Annotated in this window: 13 protein-coding genes; 11 read left to right on the top strand and 2 right to left on the bottom strand. The window is 55.2% G+C overall.

Annotated features, from left to right (window positions below; all coding sequences use genetic code 11):
- Positions 1-163: 163 nt before the first annotated feature.
- The 5 genes from BA6348_RS16120 (at position 164) to BA6348_RS16100 (ending at position 4,284) form a co-directional block, all read left to right on the top strand.
- A complete protein-coding gene (locus BA6348_RS16120; protein WP_007783498.1) occupies positions 164-1,744 on the top strand; it encodes an acetate--CoA ligase in 1,581 nt (526 codons plus the stop codon).
- A 111-nt stretch (positions 1,745-1,855) separates the two neighbouring features.
- Entirely contained in the window at positions 1,856-2,701 is an 846-nt protein-coding gene (locus BA6348_RS16115; RefSeq protein ID WP_051998912.1) for a transglycosylase domain-containing protein, read from the top strand.
- Between the two features lie 133 nt (positions 2,702-2,834).
- Entirely contained in the window at positions 2,835-3,041 is a 207-nt protein-coding gene (locus BA6348_RS16110) for a hypothetical protein (protein ID WP_141333629.1), read from the top strand.
- A 38-nt stretch (positions 3,042-3,079) separates the two neighbouring features.
- Positions 3,080-3,322, top strand: a complete 243-nt coding sequence (locus BA6348_RS16105; protein WP_005833474.1) for a YuzF family protein — start codon at positions 3,080-3,082, stop codon at positions 3,320-3,322.
- A gap of 68 nt (positions 3,323-3,390) precedes the next feature.
- Positions 3,391-4,284 (top strand): manganese catalase family protein, encoded by an 894-nt coding sequence (locus tag BA6348_RS16100; RefSeq protein ID WP_005833473.1) that lies wholly within the window; start codon positions 3,391-3,393, stop codon positions 4,282-4,284.
- Between the two features lie 95 nt (positions 4,285-4,379).
- Here BA6348_RS16100 and xerS read toward each other — a convergent pair whose 3' ends face one another.
- On the bottom strand, positions 4,380-5,492 hold the full coding sequence (xerS, locus tag BA6348_RS16095; RefSeq protein ID WP_005833472.1) for a tyrosine recombinase XerS: 1,113 nt from the start codon (positions 5,490-5,492) through the stop codon (positions 4,380-4,382).
- A gap of 174 nt (positions 5,493-5,666) precedes the next feature.
- Between xerS and BA6348_RS16090 the strand changes: the two genes are divergently transcribed.
- From BA6348_RS16090 to BA6348_RS16070, 5 genes are all read left to right on the top strand, one after another.
- Positions 5,667-6,044: a (2Fe-2S) ferredoxin domain-containing protein gene (locus BA6348_RS16090; RefSeq protein WP_122953434.1), complete on the top strand. Its 378-nt coding sequence runs from the start codon at positions 5,667-5,669 to the stop codon at positions 6,042-6,044.
- A gap of 1,189 nt (positions 6,045-7,233) precedes the next feature.
- Positions 7,234-8,445: a glycine C-acetyltransferase gene (locus tag BA6348_RS16085; RefSeq protein WP_007783508.1), complete on the top strand. Its 1,212-nt coding sequence runs from the start codon at positions 7,234-7,236 to the stop codon at positions 8,443-8,445.
- Complete coding sequence (locus tag BA6348_RS16080; RefSeq protein WP_005836528.1) at positions 8,442-9,404, top strand: L-threonine 3-dehydrogenase; 963 nt, start codon at positions 8,442-8,444, stop codon at positions 9,402-9,404. The genes BA6348_RS16085 and BA6348_RS16080 overlap by 4 nt, the downstream gene beginning before the upstream one ends.
- A gap of 474 nt (positions 9,405-9,878) precedes the next feature.
- A complete protein-coding gene (locus BA6348_RS16075) occupies positions 9,879-10,688 on the top strand; it encodes a TrmB family transcriptional regulator (protein WP_005836526.1) in 810 nt (269 codons plus the stop codon).
- Positions 10,689-10,726: 38 nt separating this feature from the next.
- The gene (locus tag BA6348_RS16070; RefSeq protein WP_122953433.1) at positions 10,727-11,200 is read left to right on the top strand and encodes a GNAT family N-acetyltransferase; all 474 of its coding nucleotides are present in this window, start codon (positions 10,727-10,729) and stop codon (positions 11,198-11,200) included.
- 182 nt (positions 11,201-11,382) lie between these two features.
- Here BA6348_RS16070 and BA6348_RS16065 read toward each other — a convergent pair whose 3' ends face one another.
- Positions 11,383-12,987: an S-layer homology domain-containing protein gene (locus BA6348_RS16065; protein WP_242507362.1), complete on the bottom strand. Its 1,605-nt coding sequence runs from the start codon at positions 12,985-12,987 to the stop codon at positions 11,383-11,385.
- Positions 12,988-13,330: 343 nt separating this feature from the next.
- On the opposite strand from BA6348_RS16065, the gene BA6348_RS16060 reads away from it, so the two are divergent.
- A complete protein-coding gene (locus BA6348_RS16060; protein WP_007783520.1) occupies positions 13,331-14,308 on the top strand; it encodes a YpdA family putative bacillithiol disulfide reductase in 978 nt (325 codons plus the stop codon).
- The last annotated feature ends 1 nt before the right edge of the window (position 14,309 follow it).

Here is a 14,309-nt window from a genome sequence, read left to right as displayed (position 1 = left end):
ATGTTTGACGCAGAACGCCGCGAATTGTTACGGGTGCGGCGCTTGCCAATTTTTGCAATGCTCCACGGATAAATTTTTGTTAGAATAGACAGTAAAGAGGAAATATTGAGAAAATGTAGAACTTCTATATTCTACATACTTAAAAAGCGTGGGGGTGTTTCACTTGCAATTGAACATGCCAGCAAAATACAATTTCGCCGTACAAGTGGATGAGTGGGCCAGAAAAAATCCGGAGAGACGCGCTGTCTGGGAGCTGGACGAGCAAGGGAACGAACGAGTTTTGACCTATGAGGAGCTGCGCCGCTATTCCAACCGGATCGCGAATGCGCTTAGTTCCGTCGGGATTGGGGAAAAGGACCGGGTGCTTGTGCTCGTCTCCCGCGGGACGCTCGCCTACGGGCTGTACCTCGCTTTGCTGAAGCTGGGCGCGGTCATTTTGCCCGGCTCGGAAATGTTGCGCTACAAGGACATCGAGTACCGGGTGAACCACGCCAAGGCCAAGGCTGTCATCAGCTTCGAGGGCGTGCTGGACGAGGTCGATCAGACCCGCGGCAATTGTCCCAGTCTGGCGCACTACATTACGACAGGCGAAGGGAAAGAAGGCTGGGTAGCCCTGGCGGGAATCATGGAAGGGCAGGCCGAGGAATTTACGGCAGTAGATACGGATGCGGACGAACTGGCATTTTTGTCCTATACGTCCGGGACTACGGGCGGTCCGAAAGGGGTTATGCACGTCCACGGCTGGCCGTTCGCGCATTTGGCGGTGGCGGCAAAGCAGTGGCTCGACGTGCGCGAAGGCGACCTGGTGTGGGCGACAGCAGGCCCTGGCTGGGCCAAATGGATCTGGAGTCCGTTCGTCTCGACATTGGGGATGGGAGCGACGGCGTTTGTGTACAAAGGGCGGTTCGTTGCGGAAAATTATTTGGCGATTTTGCAAAAATACCCGGTGTCCGTCCTCTGCGCGACTCCGACCGAGTACAGGCTGATGGCCAAAGTATCCGATCTGGGCGAGTACAAGCTGCAAGCGCTGCGCTCGGCATGCTCGGCAGGGGAGCCGCTCAACCGCGAAGTGATTGATACGTTCCGCCGCGAGTTCCAGTTGACGGTGCGCGATGGCTACGGACAGACGGAAAGCACGCTGTTGGTCGGGACCTTCGTCGGCATGGAGCCAAAGCCCGGCTCGATGGGCAAGCCTTCGCCGGTCGTGCGCATCGCGATTATCGACGAGGAGGGCCACGAGCTGCCTGTCGGCAAGGTCGGGGATATTGCGATCGACCGCAACCTCGTGGCGCTGTTCAAAGGGTACCTGGACGATCCTGAGCGCACTGCGCGAGCGTTCCGGGGCGACTGGTACGTCACCGGCGACCAGGGCCGCATGGACGAGGACGGCTACATCTGGTTCGAGGGCCGCTCGGATGACATCATCATTTCCGGCGGGTACACGATCGGGCCGTTCGAGGTGGAGGACGCGCTGGTCAAGCATCCGGCAGTAGCCGAATGTGCGGCGGTCGCAAGCCCCGATCCCGAGCGCGGACACGTTGTGAAAGCGTTTGTTATTTTGAAAAAGGGCCATGCCCCTTCCGACGGACTCGTCTCGGAGCTGCAAGATCACGTGAAAACGTTGACAGCCCCGTACAAATACCCGCGCAAGATCGAATTTGTCCAGGAGCTGCCGAAGACGACCTCCGGCAAAATCAGGCGCATCGAGCTGCGCCAGCAGGAAGCGAAGACGCTCCGCTCTTAAAAAAAACGTGCGCCTTACGAAATTGTAAGCTTGCTGTAAGTGGATTCGATGGGAGAAAACATGCGCATTCCCTACAATGGAGTTGTCAGAGAAGGCAAGGGGGAATGCGGCATGAACCAGCTTTCCGTTCCGGTAGGAGGAAATGCGAAACCATATACAGCAACAGCAGCAACGGCCAGGGAGCGCTCGCAAAAACGGAGCGTTTCCTGGAGAAAAAGAGCGGGCATCGTGCTTGTCGCGATGCTGGTGGCGGCGATTCTGGCCCCGCTGTTGCTCACCTGGGCAGGAAACCTGTGGATTGACGAGCAGAAGCTGGCGGCTGTCCAGCATCCGGCAAAGGGCGTCTACGTCAAGCTGGATGAGATGCCCGACTACGTGTGGAAGGCGTTTGTCGCGATTGAGGACCATCGCTATATGCAACATCCCGGGGTGGACCCGTACGGTCTGGCCCGCGCGATCTGGGTAGATGTGCGGGAAGGCGCCTACGTGCAGGGCGGAAGCACGATCACGATGCAATTGGCCCGCAACCTGTTTTTGACCCATGACAAAACGATGGGCAGAAAAATCAAGGAAATGGCGATCGCCTTGCAACTGGAGCAGCGCTACAGCAAAAAAGAACTGCTGGAAATGTACCTGAACGTCATCTACTTCGGGCATGGGCACTACGGCATCGGCGAAGCGGCCGAGTTTTACTTCGGCAAGCCGGTCGCAGCGCCGGGCGTTGGCGCCTCCACCTCGCTGACCATGGGAGAAACCGCGATTCTCGCTTCTTTGCCGAAAGCGCCGGAGGCCTACTCGCCCGTAAAGCATTGGGAAAAGGCCAAAGCGCGTCAGCAGGTGGTGCTGGACCGAATGGCCGAACTGCACGTCATCGACCAGGAGACGCTCAAGCAGGCGAAGCAGGAGCAAGTCGTGGTCAAGGCACAGAGCGGGCTGAAGCCAGCTTTGAAGCAGTAACAAGCGAAGAGTGTCCTCTGTCGATAGGGCAGGGGACTTTTTTCGTTTGGGTCAAAAGCGGGCTGACAGGTTGTGAAACAGACCTTGCGCGCAACGCCATGCTGTCCGCTTCCGGCGCATGACGGCGTGGGGTATGCTGCCAGTCGGTTCGGATGGGGTGACGCGGTGCGTGACGCTGATGGAGCGTCACGGATTGCAAGGGGAGGCGTTGCATGCGCTGCTCGAGCGGACAAAAGTCGCAGGGCGACGCAGTACACGCTCCATCGACATCAATCGCCACGGGCCTGTGATACCATCCCGGACAGCCTGGGCACTCACCCAAGCGCCACGCGCTGCATAAGGTAAAGTGAGGAACTACAGGAAGGAGTCCAGAACGTCATGAGTGCGTATCCTTACCAACCCCAGTCGGGATCGAACACCCCTTCGATGTCGACGTTGATCGACCCGTTTCTGTATCAAACCTTGCTCGGCGTGGTACAGCGTGATGTCGTCATTCAAACGACCCAGGGAAACCTCCGTGGCAACGTCGTCAACGTCATGCCGGATCACGTGGCTTTGCGCGTGGGCGGCTCTACGTTTTTGGTGCGCATCCAGCAAATCGTCTGGGTCATGCCGGGTTAATGGCATGATACAACCCTGCCCCGACATAAAACAGTAAAGGTAGGAGTATGACGGGGGAGGGAATCGCGTTGTTTACACGGATCAATAGATTGGCTATCGAGCTTCCTGAGCCGGAATACGGAGACGCCAACGCCGCTGCGGCCGTCCAGGAGCTATTGGGCGGTCGTTTTGGCGAGATGTCGACATTGAACAACTACTTGTACCAATCGTTCAATTTTCGCGGCAAGCGCAAGCTGAAGCCGTTTTACGACCTCGTCGCAAGCATTACGGCGGAAGAGGTAGGACACGTCGAACTGGTGTCCAATGCGATCAATTTGTGCATGAAAGGCATTACCCGGCCAGGTGATCCGGATACGACACCGCTGTCCAACGGCTTGAACAAACGCAATACGTATCATTTCATTGCTTCGGCACAGACGGCGCTGCCCGGGGATTCCATGGGAAAATCGTGGACGGGTGATTACGTTTTCACCAGCGGCAACCTCGTCCTCGATCTGTTGCACAACTTTTTCCTCGAATGCGGGGCGCGGACGCACAAGATGAGGGTGTACCAGATGACCGATCACCCGACGGCGAGAGCCATGATCGGCTACTTGCTGGTCAGAGGCGGCGTGCACATCGTCGCCTACGCCAAAGCGCTGGAAATCGCCACAGGGGTAGACCTGACGAAAATGCTCCCCATCCCCGATCTCGACAATGACCAGTTTGACGCCACCCATCCGTACATTGCCATGGGGCTGAACCGCAAGCTGTTTACGTTCAGCTATCAGGATTACCAGGATATCGCCTTGATCTGGCGCGGTCCATTGCCGGACGGCGGCACAGCCGAGGTCATTCAGGGCGTTCCCGATGGCGGCCCGGTTCCAGACCTCGATGAGTTGCCGGAGGAGTTTGCGCCGGGCGTGTCGCGCGAAGATTTTATCGAGATTGCCAAACGTCTGCAACGATCAGCCGGGTTGTAGGAGCACAGGAGCATGAACGGCACAGAAAGCAAAACGACCAATCAGCTATGGCGCAGGGGCGAAAGCTGATTGGTCATGTTTGTTTGTTCGCATTGTCAGGTCGTGCGGTTGACCGCTTTTTCCAGCGCGTCTTCCAGGACGTGGGCGTACTGCATCGTCGTTTCGATTTTCGAGTGCCCAAGCTGGGCTTGCAACTGATGCGGGTCCGGGTTCAGCCGCAAAAACTGCGTGGCGAAGCTGTGGCGCAGCTTATGTACGGACAAATCGGGAATCCCGAACGCTTTCGCATATTTTTTGACCAGCTTTTGCACGGAGCGGATTTCGATGCGGTGGCCGTGTGGCTTCGTTGGCGATACGGCGAGGAAAACGGCCGTTTCTTGCGGGGCAGGATGGTATTTGTCGCGCAAGGCAAGGTAACGGGCCAAATGCTCCTTGCCCCAGTCGCTGAAAAAGGGAGCGTCCTCTTTTTTTCCTTTGCGCACCATTTTCAGTTGGTTTTTTTCCATCACGATGTCGGACAAGTCCAGACTGACGATCTCGGAGACGCGAAAGCCGCCGGAGAGGATCAGCGCGATCATGGCGGTATCGCGGTCGCGGTTTTGCAGGTGGTACTGCCGCTTCTTTTCGGTGTTGCAGTGGGCCAAATAGCCGTTGTAAACGAAGTCGACAAACTGGTAAATTTCCTCGTCGATCAAAATTTTTGCGCGGATGGCGTGAGCGCGGGCCAGCGGCGTCAGCTCAGTCGCATCCAGCTCGATTTTTGCCAGCACATTGCGCTTCAAATACGCGTCGCCGTTTTCATCTTCGGCCAGCGCAGCCAAATAATGAAACAACGACTTCAAGCTGGAAATTTTTCGGCTGATCGTCCGGTCGCTGTACTCTTTTTTCGCGCTGCGCGTCGGGTTGGTGAGCAGGGCGGAGCGCTCGTACAAGTGCGACTCCTGCAAATATAAGATGTAGCTTTCCACCGTCTCCTTTTTCAGCTCGTTCAAGTCGGAGAGGGACACGTCCTTGATGTCTGTTGCCGTGGTCAAGCCTTCGGTCATCATCCAGCGAAAGAAAAAGGCGATGTCGCGCAAATAGCCAAGCAAGGTGGAAGGCGAGCTTTTTTTCGTTTTTTTGTGGTCGATAAATTTTTCTACATACCAGGGAAACGATCCGACTGTCTGGAGCAACTGCAAGGCATCCCGCTGTTTGGTTACGGACATGTGATCCACCACCCGTCATTTTTGTAATCGTTGTGTACGAACATATATTCTAGCAAAAAGGCAACGTTCTGGGAATTGCAAATTGCGCTATTTACAGTCATGATGGGAAGCAGGTATAGTAGGAAGGTGTTTAAAACGTAATGATTACGATTTTTTGGCTGGGAGGGATGTAGAGTGGCTACATGGGATTTGTCGCGGACGCGCCACCATATTTTGCTCTGCAATGGCGGAAGCTGTATGCGCAGCGGGGGAGAAGAGGTCACCGTTGCGATTCGGGAAGCGATTGCGGAGGCGGGCCTGGATGATTACGTACATACAAGCCGGACGCGCTGCAACGGACGATGTGAGGATGCCTGTGTCGTGATCGTCTATCCGGAAGGCATCTGGTACCAGAACGTGACGCCAGAAGATGCGGGGCTGTTGGTCGATCAGCATTTTCGCCTGGGGCAGCCGGTCGAGTCGCTGATGACCCATCGGTTTCAAGGCGACGGCTTTGTCCGCACGTCGGACTGCAAGCCAGGCATTCTCAAATCGGAAAAAGTCAAAAAGTAGTCCAGGGCCGCGCTCCGTCTGATAAAGGGGGCGTGGTTTTTTTGTTCTTATCCAGTAGTCGTGCAACATAGCGGGACTTCGAGTGTAGGGGGAAAGCAAGCGTTGGGCCTTTGGGGACAGAGGTTTTTAGCGATTGCTTGGCGATTTGGTGCAGCTAAGGTGGTTTATATTTAGGCGAGAATGAGGTTTTTGTTACGGGCTGCGGGGATCAAGGCGGACTGGCAGCTTGGAATACGGTTGATCGTCGCGATAGTGGTGGGAGGAAACAGGAGAAAGCGCTACAGGTACTTGGGCCTCTAGCGGGGGAGCGGGAACTGTCCGCCTCCGGTGAAAAAGGAAAACCGCGTCAAAAGTAGAGGATTCAAAAGAAGTAGGTTCACGTTGACGCTTAAAAGCGTGTTTTCCTTTTTCCCCTCCTGCTCGGTAGGAGTCCCAAAGACCTTCGCTTGCTTTCTCCTGTTTCCTGTTTCTGTCGTTCGGGGGTGATTTTTGTGCGGAGTTCAAGAAGCAAGATGTCCAAGACAAAACGCGTCTCGAAATCATTTTTGTACGGTTGAGAGCAGGTACATTCATAGCTCTCAAAAAGGTTCGCAAAAGGGCCTATTCCCCTTAGCCCCTGACGAGGAAAGAGACGAAATCCGCGAAAGCTCTTTGGGCTCCCAACCGAGGCTCCGGGAAAAAAGCGAAACACGCTTTTAGCGTCCAACTCTGAGAGGCTACCTGAATCAACCACTTTTGGACGCGGTTTCGCTTTTTCCCCCGGAGCCGGGCAGTGATACCCCCAGCAGGGAGCCCAAGAAGCTACAGCGATTTCGTCTCTTTCCTCGCCACACCAAAGCCCCGATGAAGGAGGCTTTTAAAAGCCAAAGGCCCCACAACGTCATTTTCGAATCATCATGCCACGACACTACACAGCCAAATTTTCTAAGCCGCCGGGATCATCGCCGCTGTTTTGTCTAAGATCGCAGCAAAAGGAGAACTTATGAAAGAGCGCATTAGGCATTTTTGGTGAAAGCGCCACCATTTATGTCTTTGTCATATGGACATTTCGAGTAAATGGTGGTAACCTATCAGTAAATAAGGTTGATTTCATGCGATTTATACAAGAAAAATATGTCCGCATAGGGTGTACATTTGTTTTCGTGGAAATTACTTCCCCGATCGGACAGGTGTAAAGCCCGATGGCTGGATGCTGGAGGGATTCTCGTTGGCGAGCAAAACATTGGAGCACTTTTTACATGAAAATCTGGCTGATTTGAAAAGCAAAGGTCTGTACAACGTCATCGATCCTTTGCAAAGCGCAAACGGCCCTGTCATCACCATTGCGGGAAAAGAACTGATTAACCTGTCCTCGAACAACTACCTGGGACTGGCGACAGACCAGCGCCTGGTAGATGCCGCGATTGCCGCTGCGCAAAAATACGGAGTCGGGGCAGGAGCGGTGCGCACCATCAATGGTACGCTCGATCTGCACGTGAAGCTGGAAGAAAAACTCGCTGCCTTCAAACATACAGAAGCAGCTATCGCTTATCAGTCCGGCTTTAACTGCAACATGGCAGCCATCTCTGCCGTCATGGACAAGGACGATGCGATTTTGTCCGACGAGCTGAACCACGCTTCGATTATCGACGGCTGCCGTCTCTCGCGTGCGCAAATTATTCGCTTCAACCACTCGGACATCGACGACCTGCGCGCCAAAGCGAAGGAAGCAAAAGAGTCCGGCAAATATAAAAAACTGATGGTCATTACGGACGGCGTATTCTCGATGGACGGCGATATCGCCAAACTGCCGGAAATCGTGGAGGTTGCCGAAGAATTTGACCTCATCACCTATGTAGACGATGCCCACGGCTCGGGTGTGCTTGGCAAAGGCGCTGGAACCGTCAAACACTTTGGCTTGTCTGACAAAATCGACTTCCAGATCGGTACGCTCTCCAAAGCGATCGGGGTAGTCGGCGGCTACGTGGCAGGACGCCAGGAGCTGATCGACTGGCTCAAAGTGCGCAGCAGACCGTTCCTGTTCTCGACGGCGCTGACGCCAGCAGATGTGGCGGCTTGCATTACCGCTATTGACATTTTGACAAGCAGCACCGAACTGCACGACAAACTGTGGGATAACGGCCACTACCTGAAAAAAGGCTTGAAGGAGCTTGGCTTCAACATCGGGGACAGCGAAACACCGATCACGCCTTGCATCATCGGCGACGAACAAAAGACGCAGGAATTCAGCAAACGCCTGTACGAAGAAGGTGTGTACGCCAAGGCAATCGTCTTCCCGACCGTGCCAAAAGGAACAGGTCGCGTGCGCAACATGCCGACGGCTGCCCACACCAAGGAAATGCTGGATCGCGCCCTTGGCATCTATGAAAAAGTTGGGAAAGAAATGGGGATCCTGTCATGAAAAAGATTTTAGTAACGGGAGCATTGGGACAAATCGGCTCGGAGCTCATCATGAAGCTGCGCGAAGTGTACGGAGCCGATCAGGTTGTCGCGACCGACATCCGCAAAAAAGAAGACGATCCTGTGGTACAGTCCGGGCCATTTGAGATTTTGGATGTCACAGACGGAAACCGCATGTTCGAGCTGGCAAAAGCACACAAGGTAGATACGATCATGCATCTTGCTGCGCTGCTGTCGGCTACAGCCGAAGCGAAGCCGCTGCTCGCCTGGAACCTGAACATGGGCGGGCTGGTCAATGCGCTGGAGGCTGCGCGCGAGCTGAACTGCCAGTTTTTCACCCCAAGCTCCATCGGCGCTTTCGGGCCTTCCACGCCGAAAGACAACACGCCGCAAGACACGATTCAACGCCCGACGACGATGTACGGGGTGAACAAAGTGTCCGGCGAGCTGCTGTGCGATTACTACTATCAAAAATTCGGCGTAGACACCCGTGGCGTTCGTTTTCCTGGCCTGATCTCGTACGTGGCTCCTCCAGGCGGAGGCACGACCGACTATGCGGTTGACATCTACTACAAGGCGATTCAGGAAGGCGCGTACACGTCCTACATCGCCAAAGGCACGTACATGGACATGATGTACATGCCAGACGCCTTGAACGCGATCATCACCTTGATGGAAGCCGACGCCTCCAAGCTGATTCACCGCAACGCGTTCAACGTAACGGCAATGAGCATCGAGCCTGAAGATGTAGCGGCTGCGATCCGCAAGCACATTCCGGAGTTCACCCTCTCCTACGAGGTAGACCCGGTGCGCCAGGCGATCGCGGACAGTTGGCCAAACTCGATCGACGCGACCGCCGCCATGAACGAATGGGGCTTCAAAGCAGAGTACGATCTGGACAAAATGACCGAAGACATGCTCGCCAAACTGCGGGGAAAGCTGCTGCAGCAAGTCGGCTAAACGAATAGCATCACACACGAGACGAAACCGTCGCTTTGCGCAATGTGCAAAGCGACGGTTTTTTTGTACAGATAAGGCATTGATAAGATTGTTCCAGTATAAGGGCAACGAAGGCTCGCCAAGCCATTGGCGCAGCGAATTTTTCTAATGAAACCGCCATGAAGTCGTCCCCAATAGAGCAGTAGCAGGACTGTCGCCACTGGCGAAAGCAGCTCGAACGAAAGCCAATGGTCAAGCAAGCGAGAAATAACCCATGGAACACCTCCGAAGCGAGACGATCTCGTTACGAAAACATACGAAGCAAACGCAAAAAGGATCGGTTCTGTGACAGAGCAGATCGCAGGCGGGCATGATTCCAGACCGTTTGAGAAGCGGCCTCCGTGAATCTCGATTGCCGATCAGCAAAACGATATTGCATTGCAGCGCGCGTTCTTTTATAGTTGTAATATCTATTACTACTAAAAAGGAGTAGCTATGGAACCGTTACTGGACAAGTTTGAGGAAATCGGTTTTTCCAAAAATGAAGCGAAGGTGTACATGACGCTGCTGAAGGAGCCGCTTTTAAACGGGTACGAGATCAGCAAAAAAAGTGCCGTGCCGCGCTCGATGGTGTATGCGGTCATTGCCAAGCTGGTGAGCAAGCAGGCGATTGTCGAGCTGCGGACGGAGCCGCCGACTTATCGTCCCGTGCCGATCAAAGAGCTGATGACCAACCTGAAAAAGCAGCACGAACAAACGATTGACTATTTGGAGCAAGAGCTGCAAGTCATTGAAAAGCCGGTCGAGGTTCATGTCATCCAGCATATGGAGGAGCGGGCGAACATCTTGGCTGCCATGCAGAGCTTGCTGCGCTCGGCAAAAGAAGAGGTGTGGCTGTCGGCGTGGGAAGAGGAGCTGGACGAATTGCGCGAGGCTTCCGAGGAAGCGGCTGCCCAAGGAGTCAGAATGTTTTCGCTGCTGTTTGCCGACCAGGAAACGCCTTCGTTCGGGCACGCCTTCTATCACCGCCAGGACTCGTCCTCGATTGAGCGGCAGAGGATGGGCCAAAGGCTGACGATTGTCATTCAGGACGACAAAGAGGTGCTGATCGGCAGCTTTTTGGACGGGCGAGTGCCGCAGGCCATTCAGACGACCGACCCGATGCTGATTTTGCTGGCGAAGGAATACATCCGCCACGACATGGTGCTCAAGGTCGTGAGCGCCAAGCTGGGCAACGAATCGCTGGATTCCTTGTGGCAAGGCGACGATTTGCTGACGTACATCGTCCACAACATCAAAAAATAGGCACAGCGGAGCTACAGAGAGGAAAGGGTGGAGAAAGCATGGTGGAGTATCGTTTTTTGACCGAAGCAAACAAGGAAGAGCTCGAGGCAGTGAAGCAACTGTTTCGCGAATATACGGAATCGCTCGGACTCGATCTCGGCTTTCAAGATTTTGAAGCAGAGTGCAAGGCGCTGCCCGGCAAGTACGCAGCACCAGATGGCGCCCTGCTCCTCGCCTTGGTAGACGGGGAGGCGGCGGGCTGCATTGCCGTGCGCAAAAGCGACGAGCGGATTTGCGAGATGAAGCGGCTGTACGTCCGCGATCGGTATCGCGGCTTGAAAATCGGGAAAACGCTGATCCAGATGATTATCGAAAAAGCGGAGCAGCTTTCGTACGACTACATGCGGCTCGATACGTTGGCAAGGATGACCAGCGCGCAGGCGCTGTACCGCGCTTTCGGATTTTATGAAATAGAGCCGTACATCTTCAATCCGCTCGACGGCGCCATTTTCATGGAGCGAAAATTGCGCTAGGCAGCGCATGCCACAAAAGCCGAATGCCTCCGCAGTGCCAGGGAGGGAGTTTGGCTTTTGCTTTGGCGTTCGGCATTGCCCACCACGCTACCAGTACAGCGAGATAGCAAAAACGCCTCCGCAGCGTCTTCGGACAGCGGAGGCGTTTCGTTCGATTTTGTGGCCGTTCCAGCAGCAAGCGTTCAGGACAGCTTTGCCCGCACCTGCTTGAGCTTGATCGCGTTGGCGATCGCGGTCCACATGTCGGTTGACTCGGAGCCGACGTACCAATACGCCAGTCCCGGGATTTGCCACTCCAGACTCGCCTGGACCTTGAGTCCCATGGAGCGGCTTTCTTCCAGCCAGATCGTATGGGTTACGCCTTGCTTTTGGTAGGTCGAGCGGTATTGTCCAATGCTCGCATCCCAGACCGTGCTTGCCCTGTACTGGGAGAGCAACTGGTAGGAGGCAGGAATCGTCAGGTCTGTCGATTGCAGGCTGCCTTTTGCCTGATACCAGTCGCGGGTATAGAGCGGCAGGCCGACAATCAGCTTCTGGGCCGGAACTTTGTCCAACAGGTCGACGATCACTTTTTTCAACCATGGCAGCGAGGCTACTGAGCCTGCTTTCGGGCCACCCACCCAATGTTCCTCGTAGGCCATGACTACCAAATAGTCCGCAGATTTCGCCAGTTTGGCAAAGTCGTAAGGTTCACTCCAATCGGTTTTGGTATCGGGTGGAATGTCGACGGAGACGACAGCGCCTTTGGCGTGCAGGGCAGCCGACAGCTCCTGGATGAACAGGGTGAAGTTGTTGCGGTCGGCCGGGGAAAAGCCTTCAAAGTCGACGTTGATCCCGTCCAGTTGGTACTTGTCCACGTAGGCGGACAGCTTCTGGACGATGGCCTTCCGCTTTGCCGCATCCGCAAGCGCGGCATGCGTGGCGGCGGAGTCGAAGCGGTTCCCGAACAGCGGCCATACCTGCTTGCCGTTTGCATGTGCCCAGTGGATCAGGGCCGTGTCGGACAAGTCGCTGACCGTGCCGTCTTTTTGCAGGAAGTACCAGCGCGGCGACAAGGTGTTGACACCGCTTTTCTTGACCTGCGCGATAAACTCGTCGGTCGTGGACTGGTATTGCCAACCGAGCGAAATCAGCGGCTTGGCCGCCGCGCTTTGCGTCTTCAGCTCATCTGAAATGCGCTGCAAAATCACGGCCGTCTCTTCACGCGACAGCGCTTTTTGCGGGCGGAAGCTGCCTTGGTAGCCGACGAGCCATTTTTTCTGGATCGCTTTGGCGACAGAAGCTTTTGCCCAGCCGGAGACAGAAGCGGCATCTTGCACGGCCGGCGTCGCCTGTGCCGAAACGTTTTGCTCCAGGGCGCGCACCAAAAACGCGGCGGCTTCCTCGCGGGAGATCGTGCGCTTCGGCCCGAACGCCGTAGGACTGATCCCGTTGGCGATGCCGAGCGCAGCCGCAGCCTGTACGGACCCGTACGCCCACGAATTTTTCGGGACATCGGCATAAGCCGCGATATTGCCCGCCACAGGCTGGATGCCGAGCGTCCGCGTGAGCATCGCGACGAACTCGGCACGCGTCACCGGCCGCGTCGGATGGAAGTACCCGTTTTCATCCCCAGCGATCACGCCTGCCTTCTGCAAGGAGCGAATTTGCTCTTTGGCGTAGCTGTTGGCAATATCCTTCAGGCTGTTCGTAGATGCCGTGGACGCGGGAACCCCGACGGCCAGCGTGAGGCAGTATGTCAGAAATGCCAGAGAAACCAACCAAATATGTATGTTTTGTTTTTTCATCATACATCCAGTATAAGGAGGCAGAACCAATCTTTCATTGGTCATTTTTTGGTAAGAGTGGGGGAATGGCTGGACGGGACACACATCAAGATCAACGAAAGAGTGTTGGATATCAGGTCGGAAAAGTATGACAAGAGAACGATGGAGTAGGTGAGGCAAGCTTTTCGAATGTGCCAAGCCATACTAGGTTGGGTGAAGCTTTTTCGATCATGGCGGTGCGGTCAAGCAGGCAAGGGGACGGAACGGGTATGCAAAGCAAACACGGAAAATGATTGGGGGGGAATTCCAATATGGTATGATAAGATTGAAACGTGAGAGAAACAAAAAGCGAGGCGGAAGAGAAATGGAAGACGTACTGATTATCGGCGGAGGTCCTTGTGGTCTGGCGGCAGCGATCTCCTGCAAAAGAGCGGGACTCGATCCGCTCATCATCGAAAAAGGATCGCTCGTACATTCGATATATCGCTATCCGACGTACATGGTGTTCCACAGCACACCGGATTTGCTGGAGATTGGCGGCATTCCTTTTGCCACCGCCAACGAAAAGCCGACGAGACAGGAAGCGCTCAATTACTATCGGCTGGTAGCTTCCCGCGAAAATCTGCGGGTTCATGTTTACGAAACGGTGACCGAAGCGAAGCGGACGGAGGATGGCTTTCAGGTTGCGACGACAGACCGCTTTGCCAAGACGCATCTGTATCAGGCGAAGAAGCTAATCATTGCCACCGGCTACTTTGACAATCCGAACCGGTTGAACGTGCCAGGCGAAGACTTGCCGAAAGTCTCGTCCTTTTACAAGGAAGCGCACCCATACGCGGGATTGAAAGTCGCCATCGTCGGCGGAAACAACTCTGCTGTCGATGCCGCGATGGAGCTGGAACGGGCGGGGGCGCAGGTGACGGTGATTTGCCGCAGAACCGAGCTGTCCGACAAAGTGAAGGCGTGGACCCGGCCTGTCTTCGAGAGCCTGGTCAAAAAAGGGCGCATCCAGATGTTTTTCGGAGCCACTGTCGCTTCGATTGAAGAGCGCGCCATCCACGTCAACACAGCGGAAGGGCTGGTCACGCTTGCAAACGACCACGTGTTTGCCCTGATCGGCTATCGGCCTGACCGGACGTTTCTGCATTCGCTCGGGGTGCACACCGATGAGGAGACGGGCGTTCCGCAGCACGATCCGGAGACGATGGAGACGAACGTTCCCGGCCTCTACATAGCGGGAGTGATTGCGGCGGGCCACCACGCCAATGCCATTTTCATCGAAAACGGCAGATTTCATGGAGAAGGGATTGCCCGCCACATCGTCTCGCAAGGAAACGTTTAGG

This window comes from Brevibacillus agri, assembly GCF_004117055.1.
GTDB classification, from domain to species: domain Bacteria; phylum Bacillota; class Bacilli; order Brevibacillales; family Brevibacillaceae; genus Brevibacillus; species Brevibacillus agri.
Note: the sequence above shows the minus strand (reverse complement) of the source record. Positions and strands in the feature narration are given on the sequence as shown.

Bases quoted from the DNA above. Each gene is read 5' to 3' on its own strand.
- BA6348_RS16115 (WP_051998912.1), top strand. From the start codon at position 1,856: ATGAACCAGCTTTCCGTTCCGGTAGGAGGAAATGCGAAACCATATACA.
- BA6348_RS16110 (WP_141333629.1), top strand. From the start codon at position 2,835: ATGCTGCCAGTCGGTTCGGATGGGGTGACGCGGTGCGTGACGCTGATG.
- BA6348_RS16065 (WP_242507362.1), bottom strand. From the start codon at position 12,987: ATGAAAAAACAAAACATACATATTTGGTTGGTTTCTCTGGCATTTCTG.
- BA6348_RS16070 (WP_122953433.1), top strand. From the start codon at position 10,727: ATGGTGGAGTATCGTTTTTTGACCGAAGCAAACAAGGAAGAGCTCGAG.
- BA6348_RS16075 (WP_005836526.1), top strand. From the start codon at position 9,879: ATGGAACCGTTACTGGACAAGTTTGAGGAAATCGGTTTTTCCAAAAAT.
- BA6348_RS16105 (WP_005833474.1), top strand. From the start codon at position 3,080: ATGAGTGCGTATCCTTACCAACCCCAGTCGGGATCGAACACCCCTTCG.
- BA6348_RS16060 (WP_007783520.1), top strand. From the start codon at position 13,331: ATGGAAGACGTACTGATTATCGGCGGAGGTCCTTGTGGTCTGGCGGCA.
- BA6348_RS16080 (WP_005836528.1), top strand. From the start codon at position 8,442: ATGAAAAAGATTTTAGTAACGGGAGCATTGGGACAAATCGGCTCGGAG.
- BA6348_RS16085 (WP_007783508.1), top strand. From the start codon at position 7,234: ATGCTGGAGGGATTCTCGTTGGCGAGCAAAACATTGGAGCACTTTTTA.
- xerS (WP_005833472.1), bottom strand. From the start codon at position 5,492: ATGTCCGTAACCAAACAGCGGGATGCCTTGCAGTTGCTCCAGACAGTC.